At 62.8% G+C, this 18,270-nt stretch carries 17 protein-coding genes; 12 read left to right on the top strand and 5 right to left on the bottom strand.

Annotation, left to right across the window (positions count from 1 at the left end):
• Positions 1–8 precede the first annotated feature (8 nt).
• On the bottom strand, positions 9–770 hold the full coding sequence (locus tag M1E02_RS14150) for an ABC transporter ATP-binding protein (protein ID WP_479374874.1): 762 nt from the start codon (positions 768–770) through the stop codon (positions 9–11).
• A gap of 521 nt (positions 771–1,291) precedes the next feature.
• Between M1E02_RS14150 and M1E02_RS14145 the strand changes: the two genes are divergently transcribed.
• From M1E02_RS14145 to M1E02_RS14135, 3 genes are all read left to right on the top strand, one after another.
• Positions 1,292–3,106, top strand: coding sequence for a proline--tRNA ligase (locus M1E02_RS14145; RefSeq protein WP_479374873.1), 1,815 nt, complete (start codon positions 1,292–1,294; stop codon positions 3,104–3,106).
• 12 nt (positions 3,107–3,118) lie between these two features.
• A complete protein-coding gene (locus M1E02_RS14140; RefSeq protein WP_479378163.1) occupies positions 3,119–3,913 on the top strand; it encodes a sulfite exporter TauE/SafE family protein in 795 nt (264 codons plus the stop codon).
• 110 nt (positions 3,914–4,023) lie between these two features.
• Positions 4,024–5,412, top strand: a complete 1,389-nt coding sequence (locus tag M1E02_RS14135) for a pyridoxal phosphate-dependent decarboxylase family protein (RefSeq protein WP_479374872.1) — start codon at positions 4,024–4,026, stop codon at positions 5,410–5,412.
• Here the strand turns inward: M1E02_RS14135 and M1E02_RS14130 are convergent.
• The 3 genes from M1E02_RS14130 to M1E02_RS14120 form a co-directional block, all read right to left on the bottom strand.
• On the bottom strand, positions 5,409–6,485 hold the full coding sequence (locus M1E02_RS14130) for an aminoglycoside phosphotransferase family protein (protein ID WP_479374871.1): 1,077 nt from the start codon (positions 6,483–6,485) through the stop codon (positions 5,409–5,411). The two genes, M1E02_RS14135 and M1E02_RS14130, sit on opposite strands and share 4 nt — an antisense overlap.
• A 40-nt stretch (positions 6,486–6,525) precedes the next feature.
• Complete coding sequence (locus M1E02_RS14125) at positions 6,526–7,254, bottom strand: VIT1/CCC1 transporter family protein (RefSeq protein ID WP_479374870.1); 729 nt, start codon at positions 7,252–7,254, stop codon at positions 6,526–6,528.
• A gap of 68 nt (positions 7,255–7,322) precedes the next feature.
• Entirely contained in the window at positions 7,323–8,573 is a 1,251-nt protein-coding gene (locus M1E02_RS14120; RefSeq protein ID WP_479374869.1) for a ferritin-like domain-containing protein, read from the bottom strand.
• Between the two features lie 105 nt (positions 8,574–8,678).
• On the opposite strand from M1E02_RS14120, the gene rimP reads away from it, so the two are divergent.
• The 6 genes from rimP to M1E02_RS14090 all read left to right on the top strand — a co-directional run bounded on the left by rimP (position 8,679) and on the right by M1E02_RS14090 (position 15,114).
• Positions 8,679–9,296: a ribosome maturation factor RimP gene (gene rimP / locus M1E02_RS14115; RefSeq protein ID WP_479374868.1), complete on the top strand. Its 618-nt coding sequence runs from the start codon at positions 8,679–8,681 to the stop codon at positions 9,294–9,296.
• Positions 9,296–10,276 carry a transcription termination factor NusA gene (nusA, locus tag M1E02_RS14110; RefSeq protein WP_479374867.1) on the top strand — a complete coding sequence of 327 codons (981 nt, stop codon included), beginning with the start codon at positions 9,296–9,298 and terminating at the stop codon, positions 10,274–10,276. Before rimP ends, nusA begins: the two co-directional genes overlap by 1 nt.
• A 307-nt stretch (positions 10,277–10,583) precedes the next feature.
• Positions 10,584–10,859: a YlxR family protein gene (locus M1E02_RS14105; protein ID WP_479374866.1), complete on the top strand. Its 276-nt coding sequence runs from the start codon at positions 10,584–10,586 to the stop codon at positions 10,857–10,859.
• 152 nt (positions 10,860–11,011) lie between these two features.
• A complete protein-coding gene (infB, locus tag M1E02_RS14100) occupies positions 11,012–13,954 on the top strand; it encodes a translation initiation factor IF-2 (RefSeq protein ID WP_479374865.1) in 2,943 nt (980 codons plus the stop codon).
• Between the two features lie 100 nt (positions 13,955–14,054).
• Entirely contained in the window at positions 14,055–14,567 is a 513-nt protein-coding gene (gene rbfA, locus M1E02_RS14095) for a 30S ribosome-binding factor RbfA (protein WP_479374864.1), read from the top strand.
• Positions 14,568–14,628: 61 nt separating this feature from the next.
• On the top strand, positions 14,629–15,114 hold the full coding sequence (locus tag M1E02_RS14090; protein ID WP_479374863.1) for a nucleoside deaminase: 486 nt from the start codon (positions 14,629–14,631) through the stop codon (positions 15,112–15,114).
• Here M1E02_RS14090 and M1E02_RS14085 read toward each other — a convergent pair.
• Positions 15,108–16,289 carry a pyridoxal phosphate-dependent aminotransferase gene (locus tag M1E02_RS14085; RefSeq protein ID WP_479374862.1) on the bottom strand — a complete coding sequence of 394 codons (1,182 nt, stop codon included), beginning with the start codon at positions 16,287–16,289 and terminating at the stop codon, positions 15,108–15,110. The two genes, M1E02_RS14090 and M1E02_RS14085, sit on opposite strands and share 7 nt — an antisense overlap.
• Positions 16,290–16,381: 92 nt before the next feature.
• Between M1E02_RS14085 and truB the strand changes: the two genes are divergently transcribed.
• The 3 genes from truB (at position 16,382) to M1E02_RS14070 (ending at position 18,199) form a co-directional block, all read left to right on the top strand.
• Positions 16,382–17,317 (top strand): tRNA pseudouridine(55) synthase TruB, encoded by a 936-nt coding sequence (gene truB / locus M1E02_RS14080; RefSeq protein WP_479374861.1) that lies wholly within the window; start codon positions 16,382–16,384, stop codon positions 17,315–17,317.
• A gap of 2 nt (positions 17,318–17,319) precedes the next feature.
• Complete coding sequence (locus tag M1E02_RS14075) at positions 17,320–17,673, top strand: hypothetical protein (RefSeq protein WP_479374860.1); 354 nt, start codon at positions 17,320–17,322, stop codon at positions 17,671–17,673.
• Between the two features lie 97 nt (positions 17,674–17,770).
• Positions 17,771–18,199, top strand: coding sequence for a hypothetical protein (locus M1E02_RS14070; RefSeq protein ID WP_479378162.1), 429 nt, complete (start codon positions 17,771–17,773; stop codon positions 18,197–18,199).
• The last annotated feature ends 71 nt before the right edge of the window (positions 18,200–18,270 follow it).

The raw sequence follows: 18,270 nt of genomic DNA, 5'->3' as shown, positions 1-18,270 counted from the left end.
CGTCCTCATCACGCCACTGTCGCTTCCGACTGCTGGATCACGTGGAGAAAGGCCTGTTCAAGATCAGCACTTCTGCCTTGGCGGCTTAGTTCCTCCGGAGTGAGCCAGGCCAGGAGCCCGCCGCTTCGCAGTAGGAGCAGAGACGAGCAGTGGCTGGCTTCCTCCATGACATGGCTGGAGATCAGCAGGGTGGTGCCGGCCTCAGCCATACTGCGGAAACGTTGCCAGAGATCAGCCCGCAACACAGGGTCCAGTCCCACCGTAGGTTCATCCAGTACCAGGAGCTTGGGCTCTGAAACCAAAGCGCATGCCAAGGACGCCCTGCTCAGCTCTCCGCCCGACAGGTCAGCCGCCTTCTGGTGTGCCAAGGCGCCGAGGTCGACGGCGTCAATCGCCTTCCGGGCATCCTCGCGTTTCCTGCTGTGCATTGTTCCGAAATACCGCACGTTCGCTTCCACGCTGAGATCCATGTAGATGCTGGGCGCCTGCGTCACGTATCCGACGTCGTGCCGGAGGCTTGGATGGCCCGCCGGACGGCCCAGAACACGTACCGAGCCGGAGGTGATTCTTTGTACTCCGACGATTGCCCGCATAAGCGTTGTCTTACCGCTTCCCGAGGGCCCTAGAAGGCCTGTGATTTGGCCGGCCGGGATCGAAAAGTTGATATTCCGGAGGATGTCCCTCCCGTTTCGGGTGACGTCGAGATTTTCGACTTCCACGCCCCGTTCAGTGTCAGCTGAAGGAGGCCGGAGTGCTGCTGCCTCAGACATTTATTTCCTCCGGAAATACTTCTCTTAGGCGATTAATTCATCACCTGATGAATTAAAAACTAGACCTGGCAGGCGCCGTCGTCAACAGTGATTTGCGCTTAGAACTCTTGAAATGGTGGCGGGGATCACATAAGTTTCTACGTAGCCGCGCTGATGGGGCGCGTCGGTCTCTCAGGAAGGAATTCCCAAAATGGCACTTTGCGTTGACCTTGCCACGGCAGTGGATAGGAAGTTAGGGGACACGTCCTAAGGCAACAGCCAGCATTCGGACTGGCTGCCAGGCTGGAGAACGGATGCAGTACAAAGCAGGAACACGCACAGAATTACTGGCCTTAAGGCCGCAGAGCCACGCCACAACAGGATGACCAGCCAAGCTGGCCAGGGGCTTCCTTCAGTTAGGGCGTGGCTCTTCTGTGTCCGGGCATGTGCGGGCCACCGCCCCGCGCATAGCTTAGGGGCCTCTAACCGGTAGATTGGTATCCAGACATTTTTGCCAGTTCCCCAGAAACGGATACCGACCAGTGGTCCTTCGCCTCTCCAAACTTTTCCTGCGCACGTTGCGTGAAGATCCCGTCGACGCCGAGGTAGCCAGCCACCGGCTCCTGGTCAGGGCCGGATACATCCGCCGCGCCGCGCCGGGTATCTACACCTGGCTGCCGCTGGGCCTGAGCGTACTGCGCAGGGTTGAGCAGGTTATTCGCGAGGAAATGGCCGCCATCGGCGCCCAGGAAGTCCACTTCCCGGCACTCCTGCCCAAGGAGCCTTACGAGGTCACCAACCGCTGGACAGAATACGGCGACGGGATTTTCCGGCTCAAGGACCGCAAGGGCGCCGACTATCTGCTGGCCCCGACTCACGAGGAAATGTTCACTCTGCTGGTCAAGGACCTTTATTCGTCCTACAAGGATCTGCCGCTTAGCATCTACCAGATCCAGAACAAGTACCGGGACGAAGCCCGTCCCCGCGCGGGCTTGCTGCGCGGCCGTGAATTCATCATGAAGGACTCTTACTCCTTCGATATCGACGACGCTGGCCTGGACGCCAGCTACGCCGCACACCGTGGTGCCTATCTCCGGATTTTCGAGCGCCTGGGCCTGGAAGTCATTCCCGTCGCCGCCACCGCCGGTGCGATGGGCGGTTCCAAGAGCGAGGAGTTCCTGCACCCCACGGAGATCGGTGAAGACACATTCGTCCGTTCAGCAGGCGGCTACGCCGCGAACGTCGAGGCCGTCACCACAGTGGTTCCCGCTGACATCGACTTCAGCGCTGCTCCGCCTGCCGAGGTCCTGGACACCCCTGGAACTCCCACTATCGATACCCTGGTGGAGGCATCCAATCAGCTGGCACCTCGCAGCGAGGCCGACGGCGGCGCTTGGACCGCCGCGGATACCCTCAAGAATGTTGTGCTCGCGGTCACCCTGCCAACAGGCGAGCGCCAGATCGTTGTCATCGGGCTGCCGGGCGACCGGGGAGTGGACCTGAAGCGCGTCGAAGCGAACATTGGCCGGTTCCTCCCGCTTGCCGGTGAGATTGGCCTTGAAGCGGCCAACGAGGAAGATCTCAAGAAGAACCCGTTGATCGTGAAGGGCTACCTTGGCCCTGGCCTGTCCTTGGACGAACCTTTCCTGGGGCTGGAGGGCGCCGCCAAGCTGCTCTACCTTGTGGACCCCCGTGTGGTCAGCGGCACCACCTGGGTCACCGGCGCAAACGAGGCAGGCAAGCACGTCTACGGGCTTGTGGCCGGTCGTGACTTTGGCTGGGACGGCGTCATCGAATGCACGGAGGTGCGCGCAGGCGACGAGGCTCCCGACGGTTCCGGCCCGCTGGAGACGGCCCGCGGCATCGAGATGGGCCATATCTTCCAGCTCGGGCGGAAGTATGCCGAAGCCCTTGAGCTCAAGGTCCTCGATCAGAATGGCAAGCAAGTAGTGGTCACCATGGGCTCCTACGGTGTGGGCGTGACCCGCGCAGTGGCTGCCTTGGCGGAGTCCAACCACGATGACAAGGGACTCGTTTGGCCAAGGGCAGTTGCCCCGGCTGATGTCCACGTTGTTGCTGTAGGCCGCGGTGAGGAAATTTTTGACACTGCTGAAAGGCTTGCGCTCGAACTCGAGGCCGCCGGATTGGAAGTCATCTATGACGACCGGCCGAAAGTTTCTCCCGGCGTAAAGTTCGGCGATGCCGAGCTCGTGGGCGTTCCCACCATCCTCGCGGTGGGCCGCGGTCTGGTGGACGGCGTCGTCGAGATCAAGGACCGCAGAACCGGCGAGGCCGAGAACGTCACGGTGGACAAGGCCGTGGACTACGTGGTCAACGCCGCCCGCAACAGCCGCTAGCACGTGGACGGCGTGGTCTCAGGCTTCGAGTCGATCCAGCTTGCCACTATCATCCTGCTGGTGGTGGCCGGATTTGCGGCGGGCTGGGTGGATGCCGTTGTCGGGGGAGGCGGGCTCCTGCAGTTGCCGGCGCTTTTGCTGGTGCCCGGGATCACGCCTGTCCAGGCTTTGGCGACCAACAAAATGGGCTCGATCTTCGGGACCACCACCAGTTCGGTTACTTTCTACCGCCGTGTCCGGCCCGATTTATGGACGGCCATCCCCATGGCTGTCATCGCCTTGGGCGGCAGCTTCGGGGGAGCCGTGCTGGCCGCCACGCTCCCGGCCAGCGTCTTCAAGCCAATTATTGTGGCGGCGCTGATCGCCGTTGCGCTTTTTACAGCCTTCAAGCCCGACGTCGGTAACCTCACCGTGCTGCGCCATGACGGCCGCTCCCACTATGTTGTTGCGTGCCTGATCGGGGCCGTCATCGGTTTCTACGACGGGCTGATTGGGCCAGGAACTGGTTCCTTCCTGGTGATTGCCCTGGTGTCCGCCATGGGCTATGCCTTCCTCGAAGCCAGTGCAAAGGCGAAGATCGTCAACATGGCTACGAACGCCGGGGCGCTCATCTTCTTCCTGCCCCACGGCTCACTGCTGTGGGGGATTGGCCTGCTGCTGGGGGTGGCGAACATGGCCGGTGGTTACCTGGGGGCAAGGACAGCTGTCAAGCAGGGGAGCCGCTTTATCCGGATCGTTTTCCTGTCAGTGGTGGGGGCGCTCATCATCAAGCTCGGCTACGACGTTTGGCACGACACCTTCGCTTAGACAGTGTCTTAGACAGGGGCCGTCCGCAAACACCCTCCCGGCACCGATCGTTTACGTACGTAGAGGCAAACACCCTCCCGCAAGCAAAAGTGCAGGCGTAGCATGCTCCTATGTCAGCAGGTTCAGAACCGTACAGGGATGCGTTGGAAGCGGCCTCAAGGCATGCCACGGAGTGGCTGGACAGCCTCCCGGGGCGCCACGTGGGACCAGAGAAAACCGCGGGGGAGCTGCTGGAGGTCTTCGGCGGGCCTCTCCAGCACGAAGGCCTGCCGGCCGTTGACGTCGTGGACTATCTCGTCAGTCACGCCGAACCCGGCCTGATGGCGATGCCCTCCGGGCGCTTCTTCGGCTGGGTTATCGGCGGAACCCTTCCCGCTGCCCTGGCCGCTGACTGGATGGTCAGTGCCTGGGACCAGAACAGCGGTATGCGCTATGCAACGCCTGCCGCGGCGGCCATCGAGGAAGCAGCCAGCCAGTGGCTACTTGACCTTCTGGGTCTTCCACCGGAGTCCGACGTCGGCTTCGTCACCGGAGCCACTATGGCTAACTTCACCTCGCTGGCGGCAGCGCGCTGGCGGCTTCTGACGAAAGCCGGCTGGGACTTGGATGCCAACGGCCTCGCTGGTGGGCCCAGGATCCGCTGTGTAGTGGGCCAAGAGCGGCATGCCAGCGTCGATCTGGCCTTGCGGTATGTGGGCTTGGGGACACCTGTGGTTGTTCCCTCTGACCGGCAGGGGCGGATTATTCCGGCGGAACTTGATCGGGTTCTTGGTGAGGGAACCGGCCCGTTGCTCGTATGTCTGCAGGCTGGAAATCTGCATTCAGGAGCCTTTGATCCGTTCAGTGAAGCAATCAGTGTTGCGAGGAAGCACGACGCCTGGGTCCATGTGGACGGTGCCTTCGGACTATGGGCCGCAGCAGTGCCCGAACTTTCGGCTCTGACCGAAGGCCTTGCCTTGGCCGATTCCTGGGCAACGGATGCGCACAAAAGCCTGAACGTCCCGTACGACTGCGGGATTGCAGTGGTGAAAGATGCGATGGCGCTCCGTACGGCGATGGGAGTCAGCACCAGCTACCTGATCCAGGACGTGGATGGGGCCGCCGATCCTTTCGACAAGGTGCCCGAGCTCTCCCGCAGGGCCAGGGGAATTCCGGTCTGGGCGGCCCTGAAGTCTTTGGGGAAGGAGGGCGTGATTGCTCAGATCAGGGGCCTGACGGATCGCGCAGCACAGCTTGCGGAAAGGCTGTCCGCCGTGAGTGGAGTTGAGGTGCTGAACGATGTCGATTACACACAGGTGTCGCTGGCGTTCGGGGACGATGCCACAACGCGTGCTGTCACTGCCCGGATTATTGCGGACGGCCACGTGTGGATGTCCGGATCCCGCTGGCAGGGAAAGGACATCCTCCGGATTTCGGTGAGTAATTGGAGCACCAGTGACGAGGACGTCAACGTTGCTGTCGAGGCAATCGAAAGCGCTGTAGCAGCAGTGCGATCTTAGCTGTCCTGCCCCAGCCGTTCAGCGGACCACCGCGAGGACTCCGCTGACCAATTGTGGGCGGCCCCTGGCTCCGGCAGCTCATGTGGGCTGGGGAGTCCTTCAAGTGTGCGGCCCGCCAGCGTGCTGGCCACCCACAGCGAGCGGGCCAGGTCTCCCTCGTGACGCGGCCGTGCAGCATAATGCAAGGCATTGTCCACTTCCCGGGCCACGGCCCAGAGGGCAGCAGTGTCTGCGTCCAGTCCCGCTGCCTGACTGAAATCCCTGCACCGCTCCACGAGGCCTCGCCCGGGGTCGCGGGAGGAAAGGTCACCCAGCCGGTTCCAGAGCAGTGGCGCCACCCCGAACTCGGCTTCACCGATCATGGGTTGGGGGTCTATGGCAGCATAGTCACCTGGTCCTGCCAATACCGGCGCGTCCGGACGGGCCAGGATGTTCAGGAAATGGAAGTCGGTGTTGACCAGCACATCCGTCCCCGAGCGTCGGCCAACGGCTCCCCGAGTCTGGCAAACTTCCAAGGCAGCTTCCAGCAGCCATCGCGGAAAAGGCCGGGACAGTTGTTCCCATTCCGCCGCAAGGTCATCGCTCCAACGCTCGGCCAGGGCAGCCACATGTTCGAATTCGGCCCATTCGGCGTTGGCGTCGGGAACCAGGCTGAGCTGGCGGACCAGGCCACCCCAGACCTCAACTGCCCTGTCCATGGGCGCTTCCTGCAAGGACCGGATCGGATCGAGCCGCTCGAGCAGCATTGCGCACGTCCCGGCGTCGGAATTCAGCAAGCGGACTGCACCCCGCCCGTTCCACAGGGCCAGAGCGTGCCGCTCGACGCGGGCTTCGTCGTGCGGATAGGCCACCTTGAGCACTGCGGGAACGCCGGAATTCATCACGGGGATAACAATGGCTCCGTGTCCGTTCCACGGCACTGCGCCCTCTGGGAGGTCAAGTTCCAGATTCCAGTGGTCCAGCCGGCCTTGGATCAGGCCGGGAAGTGACGCAAGCCAAGCCCGCCCGGAGCTGGTGGTGCTGTACCTCCGGGTGAGGTCTACGGGTACGGGTACTTCTGCTGACCGGATCATCAGCACCAGCGTAGTCCAGGACCGGCGCTGCGGCCGGGATTCAGACCACGCCGCTGGCTCCCAGTAGATTGCCGATAGTGAAGGTGGCCGCCAAGGCCAGCGCACCGCCGATAACCACCCGAATGGCGGCACGGCCCTTTGAGCCGCCGCCGATCCATGCCCCCACCGTTCCCGTTGCCGCCAGTGCAGCCAGCACCGCAAGAAAGGTGACGGGGACCCGGATGTCCTGGGGCGGCAGCAGAATGGCCAGCAGCGGAAGGATGGCTCCGATGACAAACGCGGATGCCGAGGCAAAAGCAGCATGCCAGGGATTAACGATATCCTCTTCGTCAATGTGAAGCTCAGCCGAGAGGTGGGCAGACAGCGCGTCATACCTGGTGAGTTCCTCCGCAACAGTCCTGGCAGTCTCAACGCTGAGGCCCTTCTGCTGGTAGATGGCCGTGAGTTCGGCGAGCTCCTCCACCGGCTGTTCCTCGAGCTCCCGGCGCTCCTTCTCAATGAGGGACTTCTGGCTGTCACTTTGGCTACTGACGGAAACGTACTCACCCAGGGCCATGGAAATGGCGCCCCCCACCAGCCCGGCCGCACCTGCTGCAAGGATGGGGCCCGAGGCAGCCGTTGCACCAGCGACGCCCACCACAATGGCGGCCACCGAAACTATTCCGTCGTTAGCGCCCAGAACTCCTGCACGGAGCCAGTTCAGTCGCTGCGAGAGGTCGTTGCCATGGGGCTCGTTGTCGTGGAGGCTTCCGGGCACTGGATCGTCCATACGAACAGCAAACCACCGGGAGGGAAAGCTTTCCAGTAGAGGGCTTCCAGCAGCCGCGGATCCGATGGTCAGGACGGAGCAGCTGTTGCCTTGTGATCCACTGCTGCGTCGTCTTTGGGCAGCGCTTCATGAGCTGCCGCCTCGTCTGGCAAGGGTGGCAGCTGATCGGCGTTGAAGAGCAAGCCAGGCAGAGGGCCGGGATCTGCGCCCCACTGTACGGACCTCCGCGCAGCTTCCCAGAGGCCGGCTACCGCCCAGCGGCGTGCGGATCCCTCACCCAGGGCCACAAGATCGGCATAAACGGGCAGCGTTCCGGCTTCCAGGGTCCCCAACCCGGCTGCGGGAGCCTGCAGGAATTCCGGCTTCAGAGTATAGCCAGGCTCCTGGTTGGGAGTGCTGACGCAGTGCTGACGGCTCAACTCCTCAGCTTCCTGCAAGAGTTGTTCGTGCCGTGCCAGGAGCAACGATGCTGCTTGCGTACTGGATTTCTCTAAACGTGTCAGGGCAACCTGATAACCGTAGATAGTCTCCGCTTCTGTTTTGACCGTCGTCGACAGGGCGGACGCGAGGAGTGAACCGCCATGCTCTCCGGACTGAGCATTGGATGCAGAGTCTTCGGACGGAGCGGCTGCCGCAGGCTGTGCCGAGGGTGCTGCTGAAGACGGTGCCGCCGCTGATGAGGGGGACAGGCACTCGGCCGCTCCGAGCTTGAGCTGTTCCGCGTCTTCCGGCGTCAGCCCTGCTACGGCCGCCCCCGGGGCAGGAACGCCCACAGCGCCCGCCAAGGCTGAGGCTTCCAGCAGCTGTGCGGTACCTACCGCTGCCAGCAGCCGGGCCATCCCGCCGTCGGCCGCTACTGCATCAGTGGTCCTTTGAACACCGCTGGCGGACAGGCCGGCCACGAGGTCAGCCGCAGAAGAGGCTGCCATGGTGGCCGACGGCGACGGCTCCGTGGATGTCTCGGAAGGCACAGTCCCTGAGGGGGAGCCTGATGGCGAGGCGGAGGGCTCAGGGGAAGAAGTGCCCGGAGGGAGCAGCGCCTTCGCTTGCGTTGTCAGCAAAGTCACAACCCGGGTAAACGCTGGCTGTTGAGCCTCGGGAGCTGCCTCAGCGAGGAGTTGGGCGGAGCTTCGAAGGGTGAGCGAACTTTCCAGGGCTGAGGCCCGTGCCTTCTCGGAAAAGGCCGGTTCAGGCGGTTCTGGGGCCGGTCGCGGCGTCATGGCAACACCGAGGCTTATAACCAGGCCGGCAACACAGGCAAGGAGAAGGTAACGGAAATACGTGAGCGGCCGTCGCTTTTCCCGAGTGTCGTCTTTCACAACAGACCATGTTGTCATGCCTGCGGGGAAGCGCGTGCACCAAGGCCGCCGGAAAATCGTTACGCTAGTAGTCACAACATCATCTAGCGGAAGGCGGCCGGCATCGTGAGCAATGCAGAAGCCACGACTTCATCAGACCGTACCGGGACCGGAACGGCCGGGCCCGCCGCTGCGCATCAACGCGAAGCTCAGCGGCTCCGCGCGCTCCTGGAACCAACGGTTCAGGCCCACAGGCTTTATCTGGAGGATGTTGACGTCAGCATCGCGGGCTCCAACAGGGTGGTCCACGTAGTGGTGGATTTGCCGCAGGAGGAAACCGGCGGGGTCAGCCTTGACGTCATTGCCGAGATTTCCAAGGAACTGTCCAACGTACTGGACGAGGATCCCCAGGACGACAACCGTCCTTACGACCTGGAGGTTTCGTCGCCGGGTGTGGGGCGTCCTCTTACGGAAGCGCGTCATTGGTACCGTGCACGCGGGCGGCTGGTCAAAGTCAAGGTCATCCAGGGCGATGACGTCACGGGACGCATTGTGTCCGTGGACGACGACGGTGTGACGCTGATACCGGAGCTTGCCGTCAAAAAGGGGATGAAGCCCAAGCAGGGCGAACCCGTCAGGATTCCTTTCGACAGGATCCGTCAAGGAAAAGTCGAGATAGAGTTCAGCCACCTCGAAGAGGCTGGTCTGGAAAACGAGTACAACGGACCTTCTGAGGAGGCCTAATGGATATTGACATGAGCGCACTGAGACTCCTGGAGCGTGAGCGTGAAATCCCGCTGGATCTCCTGATTCCCACCATTGAGCAAGCGCTGCTGGTGGCCTACCACAAGTCGCCGGGCGCCTTCGAAAAGGCCCGCGCCGAACTGGACCGCAAGAGCGGTCACGTCACCATCTGGGCGACTGAAATCGACGACGACGGTGCTCCCATCGGCGAGTTCGAGGACACTCCGGCGGGCTTTGGCCGGATCGCGGCCAGCACGGCACGCCAGATCATCCTGCAGCGCCTGCGCGACGTTGAGGACGACAACGTGTTGGGTGAATTCAAGGGACGTGAAGGCGAACTTGTTGCCGGCCTGATCCAGCAGGGAAACAACCCGCACATGATCCAGGTCAACCTTGGCACCGTGGAAGCGTTGCTTCCGCCGCCCGAGCAGGTGCCTGGGGAAAAGTACATCCACGGCAACAGGCTCCGTGCCTTCGTCATCGATGTGCACCGCGGAACCAAGGGCCCGTCCATCACCTTGTCGCGCTCCCACCCGGGGCTCGTTCGGAAGCTGTTCGAGCTGGAGGTCCCTGAGATCGCCGACCGCTCGGTTGAAATTGTTGCACTGGCACGTGAAGCCGGACACCGGACCAAGATCGCTGTGAAGGCCAACATGGCCGGGATCAACGCCAAAGGTGCCTGCATCGGTGAAATGGGCTCGCGGGTTCGAGCGGTCATGACTGAACTCAATGACGAGAAAATCGACATCGTGGACTACAGCGACGACCCCGCAACCTTCATCGCAAGTGCGTTGTCGCCGTCGCGTGTGAATTCCGTCACCATCACCGACGAAGCCACACGCTCGGCCCGGGTGGTGGTTCCGGACTACCAGCTATCCTTGGCGATCGGCAAGGAAGGCCAGAACGCACGCCTCGCTGCCAAGCTCACAGGCTGGCGGATCGACATCGTCTCTGACGCCGCCGTGGACCGGAACAAGTAAACAACTGGAAAAACCAATTCCAGAACAGGGCCGGTGGCAGTAATTGCCGCGGGCCCTGTTCCGTATTTCCGGGCGGTTTCCGGGCAGGGGTTTCAAGACAATGGCCCCAGTGGGGCTAGAATAGACAAGACCGCGCCTAACGGCCGGTGTTCGTGTGCCTGCAGTGTTCCACCGGCTGCCCATTGGGTGGCAAAGGATTACGGCAGGCAGCAGTTATGTACTGGCAGGAAGATACTCGAGAGTGGCAGAAACGCAACACTTGAAGGATCAGCCCCAGCGAACCTGTATCGGATGCCGAAAGAAGGGGTTGCGGTCAGAGCTACTCCGGCTCGTCGCCGAAGGCAGCGGATCTTCCGCAGTCATCGTTGATGAACGACGCCGGATGGCTGGCCGGGGTGCATGGCTGCATCCCAGCGAAAAGTGTCTGGCTCTGGCGATCAAGCGGCGGGCTTTCGGACGTGCTCTTCACGGGGCATCCGGAACTGCCGATGTCGAACGCCGGATAACGGCAGGCACAAAAGCCGTGGACACCCCGGTGGCCGCAGCAACAACCGTCCAACCTGAAAGCGGGTCAGAAAACTGATGGAAACCCGATGAGTTCCCAGCGATGAGTGCGCAACGATGACAACTTTGTTGCGCTCTGCAATGGGCCTTCCAGCTGTATGTGCGGCGGAGGCCCGCAGTAAGAAGTAGACGGTTCGTGCCTGGCTCGGTGCGGACCGAGACAGGAGAAATGTGGCCAAGGTCCGCGTACATGAGCTTGCAAAAGAGCTCGGTATTACTTCCAAAGATGCAGTAACCAAACTGCAGGAACTGGGCGAATTTGTTCGCTCCGCCTCTTCCACCATTGAGGCACCCGTTGTGAGGAAACTCCGCAACGCTTTCCCCGGCGCAGCCGCTTCATCAACCGAAGCCGCCGCCCCATCCAAGGCTGCTGCCAGCCCGGCACCAGCACGCCAGGCGCCCGCGCCTGGTCCCGCTGCCCCCAAGGCACCGGCACCCGCCGCTCCGGCACCAGCTGCCAAGGCAGAAGCACCCGCTCCTGCTGCAACCGCGCCTGCTGCTCCGGCTCCGGCGTCGTCAGCTCCGGCGGCTCCGGCTGCTGCTGCCTCTGCAGCACCTGCTGCACCGTCCACGGGCGCCAAGCCCGGTGCGCGTCCGGCTCCCAAGGCTGAAGCTCCGGCAGCGCCGGCGGCTCCCTCCCGCCAGGGTGGTTCAGCCCCTCGTCCGGGCGGTCCCCGTCCCGGCAACAACCCGTTTGCCACGTCCCAGGGAATGCCCCGGGGCCGCGGCGGCGACAACGAACGTCCCCCGCGTCCGGGCAACAACCCGTTCGCAACTTCACAAGGCATGCCTCGCCCCGGTGGCAGCCGCACCGAAGGCGACCGTCCCGGCCACGCCGGCCAGCGGCCCGCCGCAGGTGCAGGCGGTCCCCGTCCGGGTGCTCCCCGTACGGGTGGCGCCGGCGGAGCCGGTGCACGTCCGGGTGCTCCCCGTACGGGTGGCGCTCCGGGCACTGGTGGTCCGCGTCCCGCAGGTGCCGGTGGAAACCGTCCCACGCCGGGCATGATGCCTAACCGCACCGAGCGTCCCGCACCTGCTGGTGCAGGTGGACGTCCCGGTGGCGGCGCCCGTGGTCCGGGCCGTCCAGGCGGCGCACCGGGTACCGGTGGTGCTCCGGGCGCCGGTGGCGGAGCTCCCGCTGGCGGAGGCTTCGGCAAGGGTGGCCGCGGTCGCGGTGGCACCCAGGGTGCCTTCGGTAAGGGCGGAGCAGGCCGCGGCAAGCAGCGCAAGTCGAAGCGTGCCAAGCGTCAGGAACTGGAGCAGATGAGTGCTCCGTCGCTGGGTGGCGTGAGCGTACCCCGCGGCGATGGCAACACAGTCGTGAGGCTGCGCCGTGGTTCTTCCATCACGGACTTCGCTGACAAGATCGAGGCGAACCCCGCCGCACTGGTCACCGTGCTCTTCCACCTCGGCGAGATGGCAACTGCAACACAGTCGCTTGACGAGGAAACCTTCGCCCTCCTGGGTGAAGAACTGGGCTACAAGCTGCAGGTTGTTTCGCCGGAGGACGAGGAGCGCGAGCTGCTCAGCACCTTCGACATCGACTTCGACGCAGAGCTTGAAGCCGAAGGCGACGAAGACCTCGAGGCACGTCCTCCGGTTGTCACCGTCATGGGCCACGTCGACCACGGTAAAACCCGCCTGCTCGATGCCATCCGCAAGTCCGACGTTATGGCGGGCGAGCACGGCGGCATCACGCAGCACATCGGTGCTTACCAGGTCACGCACACCCATGAGGGTGAAGACCGCAAGATCACCTTCATCGATACTCCGGGCCACGAGGCGTTCACCGCCATGCGTGCCCGTGGTGCGAAGGTCACCGACATCGCCATTCTGGTGGTCGCAGCGGACGACGGCGTTATGCCCCAGACCGTTGAGGCACTCAACCACGCACAGGCGGCCAACGTGCCCATCGTCGTGGCTGTGAACAAGATCGACAAGGAAGGCGCCAACCCGGAGAAGGTCCGCGGCCAGCTGACCGAGTACGGACTGGTTCCGGAAGAATACGGTGGCGACACCATGTTCGTTGAGGTCTCTGCCCGCCAGAACCTGAACATCGACGAGCTGCTCGAGGCCGTGCTGCTGACCGCAGACGCTGCCTTGGATATGCGCGCCAACCCGAACAAGGACGCCCGCGGTATCGCGATCGAAGCCAACCTCGACAAGGGCCGCGGTTCAGTGGCAACTGTCCTGGTTCAGTCCGGTAGCCTGCGCGTCGGCGACACGATTGTTGCCGGTACGGCCCACGGCCGTGTCCGTGCAATGTTCGACGACGACGGTTCTGCACTGACTGAGGCCGGCCCGTCCCGCCCGGTCCAGGTGCTGGGTCTGTCCAACGTGCCGCGCGCCGGTGACACCTTCTTTGTGACTGCTGACGAGCGCACCGCCCGCCAGATCGCCGAGAAGCGTGAAGCTGCCGACCGCAACGCCGCCCTGGCCAAGCGCCGCAAGCGCATCAGCCTGGAAGACTTCGACCAGGCCGTCGCAGAAGGCAAGATCGACACCCTCAACCTCATCCTCAAGGGTGACGTGTCCGGTGCCGTGGAAGCCCTCGAAGACGCGCTGCTCAAGATCGACGTCGGCGAGGGTGTCCAGCTCCGCGTTATCCACCGCGGTGTTGGTGCGATCACGCAGAACGACGTCAACCTGGCGACGGTCGACAGCGCCGTCATCATCGGCTTCAACGTCAAGCCTGCCGAGCGTGTTGCCGAACTGGCAGACCGCGAAGGCGTGGACATGCGCTTCTACTCCGTCATCTACGCAGCAATTGATGACATCGAGATGGCCCTCAAGGGCATGCTCAAGCCGGAGTACGAAGAGGTCCAGCTTGGCACCGCCGAGGTCCGCGAAGTGTTCCGTTCCTCCAAGTTCGGCAACATTGCCGGTTCCATCGTTCGCTCGGGTGTTATCCGACGCAACACGAAGGCCCGCATCAGCCGCGACGGCAAGGTCATCGGCGACAACCTCACGGTTGAGACGCTCAAGCGCTTCAAGGACGACGCCACCGAGGTCCGCACGGACTTCGAGTGTGGAATCGGCCTTGGTTCGTTCAACGACATCAACGAGGGCGACATCATCGAGACCTTCGAGATGCGCGAGAAGCCGCGCGTCTAAGGTTCATTGCTGAGAAATCAGCGCAGTAACCCGGGTCGGGGCCGTTGGATTATTCCGGCGGCCCCTCCCTTTCTAACTTTTCTATTTCCAGGAGGAAGTCATGGCTGATCCGGCACGCGCTGCCAAGTTGGCGCAGCGGATTAAGGTGGTTGTTGCCGAGGCGTTGGGCCGGAAGGTCAAGGATCCCCGGCTTGAGGGCATCACTGTTACTGACGCCCGAGTCACCAACGATCTGCAGCACGCCACCATCTACTACACCGTCCTCGGTGACCAGGTGGTACAGGCGGATGCTGCAAAGGGTCTCGACAAGGCCAAGGGCGTCCTGCGGCAGGAGGTCGGCCGCAACATCACCGTCCGGCTGACGCCCACCCTCGAATTTGTGGCAGATCAGATTCCCGTGGTCGCCTCCAACTTGGAGGAACTGCTCCGGGAAGCCAAGAAGCGCGATGCCGAGGTTGCTGCATTGGCGCAAAACGCCAAGCACGCCGGCGATGCCGATCCTTACAAAACAGATGCTCCGCAGGATGATGTGGACATCGATGAGGACGACTTCGACGACGAGGACATCGAGTTCAGCGGCGACAACGAGATCGACGAAGACACCAACAAGTAGTGGCTTAGAAGTGTGGCCGGATCCTGATGGATCCGGCCACACTTCTGCTTATGATCAGAACATGAGCGGCTCAGCGAATGGTTCAGGTTCCGCGGAATTCCTGGAGATGGCGGTTCGCCTTGCGATCCGGAACGTGGCCGACGGCGGCGGGCCATTCGGTGCCTTGGTGGTCACTCCGGACGGTCAGCGCTTTGAAGGGGTCAACCGCGTCACTCGGGATAACGATCCCACGGCCCACGCCGAGGTAGTCGCCATTCGAAACGCTGCCGCGGGGACAGGAAACTTTGACCTCAGCGGCTCAGTTCTATACACCAGCTGCGAGCCTTGCCCGCTCTGCCTTGCCTCCGCCCTCTGGGCCAGGATGGACAGCGTGTACTTTGCCGCCGATCGCCATGGTGCCGCAGCCGCCGGATTTGATGATGCGGTGTTCTATGAATACTTCGCCGGAAGCCGTCCCGAACTGCTGCCAGTACGGCAAGCTGCCATCCCGACGTCGAACAGTCCGTTCGAGGCGTGGCACGCCCACGGGGACCGCATTGACTACTGAAGGTTGTCGATGAGTGCTGTGAGGGCGCGGGCGGGTAGCCGCGAGACGCCGTCCATCAGGTCCTGGAGTTGGCCGCAAAGGGAGATCCGGATCCAGCCCTCTCCAATGGAACCGAAGGCAGTTCCCGGGGCAAAAGACACACCTTCGTCTGCAAGGAATCGGTGCACCCAGGCCCTGACGTCTCCACCACTGACATGGGATACGTCCGCCCATAGGTAAAAGGCACCCTGTGCATCCAGAAAGGGAATGCCTTTCGAGGCCAAAAGCGAGGAGGCCGCGTCACGGTTGGAGCGATAGTGACTGCGGGCTTCAGCCACATAACCCTGGGGCCCGGTCAGGGCGGCAACAGCAGCATACTGTGACGGGGAAGACACGCAGGAGACGATGCTCTCCATCACGTTGTTCATGCGTTTCTCCAGCCCGGGAGGACACACCAGCGCGCCGATCCTTAGACCAGTGAGCCCGTAGGTCTTCGATAGCGTCAGGGACGTGAACACCCGCGCTTCTCCGGGCTCCGCAGCATCAAAAACGGCCGGACCCACGTGGGGAACATCGAAGGTGAAGGCTTCATAGCACTCGTCGGAAATGATCCACAGGTCATGCACCCTGGCCAGTTCCACAAGCTGCCCCATCAGTTCACCGGGGATGACGGCTCCCAGCGGGTTCGACGGGGAATTGAGCATCAGGACCTTTGTCCTGGGGGAGATGAGGGACTCAATGTCACTGATGCGTGGCTGGAACTGCTGGTCGGGATAGAGCGGATACCGGACAGGCACCGCGTGGAGCAGGCTGCTGGTCATCGCAAACGTCGGATAGCCGGGGTTGGGGATGAGGATCTCGTCCCCGGGGCCCAGCAGCAGGCTCATGGCCAGGTGCAGGCCTTGCTGGGCCCCTTCCACCACATACACGCGGTCGGCAGTGATGTCCGTCCCGGTTTGCTCGCGGAACCTGGCCGCAAAGGCCTCGCGGAGAACAGGAAGGCCAGCGTTTGGTGTGTAGTTGGTCTCGTCCCGGTCGAAGCACGCCATGCCTGCCTCCAGGACATGGCGGGGGACGGCAAACCCGGGTTCGCCGATGCTTAGAACCAGGGAGCCGGGAGTGCGCCACGCCGCCTCTGTGATTTCGCGGATCTGGTTGACGGGAACGTCGCGGACATGCGCGGCAAGCTCTGGCATGAGAGCCATCCTAACGCGGCGCCTTCGGCTCTACCGGTGTCCGGAACTTCCGGCGTCAGGAGGCCCCATGCCGCAAAGATATACTGGGAGGCGTGCTTTCTGGACTGGTAATAGTAGACAAGCCGCAAGGCTGGACCAGCCACGATGTGGTTGGACGGATGCGGCGGCTCGCCGGTACCCGGAAAGTGGGTCATGCAGGAACCCTGGACCCCATGGCTACAGGCGTGCTGGTAGTCGGAATCAACAAGGCCACCCGCCTTCTGACCTACATCGTCGGCACGTCCAAGACCTATACAGCCACCATCCGCCTCGGTGAATCTACGGTGACTGACGACGCCGAGGGCGAAGTCATTGCCACCCAACCCGCAGTGGACGTTTCCGAAGAAGCCATCCGGGCCGGCGTCGTCGCCCTTACGGGAGAAATCGAGCAGATACCCAGCAGCGTCAGTGCCATCAAGGTTAACGGGGAGCGGGCCTACGCCCGGGTCCGGTCCGGTGAAGAGGTCAAGCTGAAGGCCCGTCCCGTGACAATCCACCGCTTCGAGGTACACAGCATCAGCCAGGTCGACGCCGGCAGGGTAGTGGACGTCGATGTCACCGTCGAATGCTCATCGGGTACGTACATCCGTGCACTGGCGCGTGACCTCGGAAATGCCCTTGGCGTAGGCGGGCACCTGACTGCCCTGCGCAGGACGCACGTGGGTCCTTACTCGCTGGAGCAAGCCAGGACCCTTGAGCAACTGGCTGAGGAACTGGAGGTCCTGGAAATCTCGGAGGCCGCCCGTGCCCTGCTGCCTAACCGGCAGTTGAGCGCGGCTGAGACCACTGAGATTTCATTCGGACGACGGGTACTCGCTGGACCGGCAGCAGGGACACCGGAGGCAGCCACTGTGGACAAGCCTGCCGCCGCTTTCGCTCCCGACGGAACGCTGGTTGCCTTGCTGGCCGATGCTGGCAGCTTTGCCAAGCCTGTACTGGTCTTCGCACCAGGAAACGGGCTGCCCTACGCTGATGGCAGGGACAAGTAGCGGTGGATGCCTTCTTTTACATCATCCTGGTGGTCGGTCTTCTCTCAACGATCATCTGCGTTACGGCCGGCATCCTCAGAAAAGGGCCAAACGACGTCACCATCCTGTCTGTTGCAGCCGTTGAACTTGCGCTCCTGGTCTACCTCGTCGGGTCCATCATCAGGGTGGCGTTGGGGGAGCCGATTGCTGGTGAGGCATGGGAGTTCTGGGGTTATCTCATCACAGCGCTCATGCTCCCGGTCGGGGCCATCTATTGGTCCATCCTTGAGCGCACCCGCTGGAGCAACTTTGTCCTTGCGGCGGTGGGAGTCACGGCTCTGGTGATGGCCGCCCGAATGAATCAGATCTGGTACTGACGTGAAGGAACCTCAAGACGTGGCAGCACAATCCTCTGAACCTCCAGTTGCGGGCAAGGGTGCGGGCACCGGTACGGGTACGGGTACGGGTGGCGATGTGGCTGGCAAAAAAGCCGGCAACACGCGAAACACCGGGCCGGGACGGCTGCTCATTGCCGTCTATGCAGTCTTCGCCATCTCGGCCACCGCCCGCGCCGGTTACCAGATCCTCACCAAGTTTTCTGAAGCTCCACTCGCGTACCTGCTGTCGGCTTTCGCCGCCGTCGTGTACGTCATTGCCACCGTCTCGTTGGCCAAACCAGGACGGACGTGGTTCAAGGTCTCTGTTGCTGCTGTCCTGGTGGAACTTGTCGGTGTTCTGGTGGTCGGCGCACTGAGCGTGTTTGATGCCGTCCAGTTCCCGCACGAAACCGTCTGGTCGCTTTTCGGCCGGGGTTATGCCTTCATCCCATTACTCCTGCCCATCCTGGGGCTGGTATGGCTTTACCGCCGGCGGCCCTCGGCAGCCCCGGTACCTTCGGCTTAGACTTCCCGGAACTTTCCTCGGCAAGGGAATGGTCCACGGGCCGGGGACAAAGGCATCGCTGACAAGGCGTC

It is taken from the genome of Arthrobacter sp. Z5-13, from assembly GCF_056499105.1.
The sequence above is the reverse complement of the archived record's forward strand: the minus strand, read 5'-3'. Positions and strand labels throughout refer to the sequence as shown.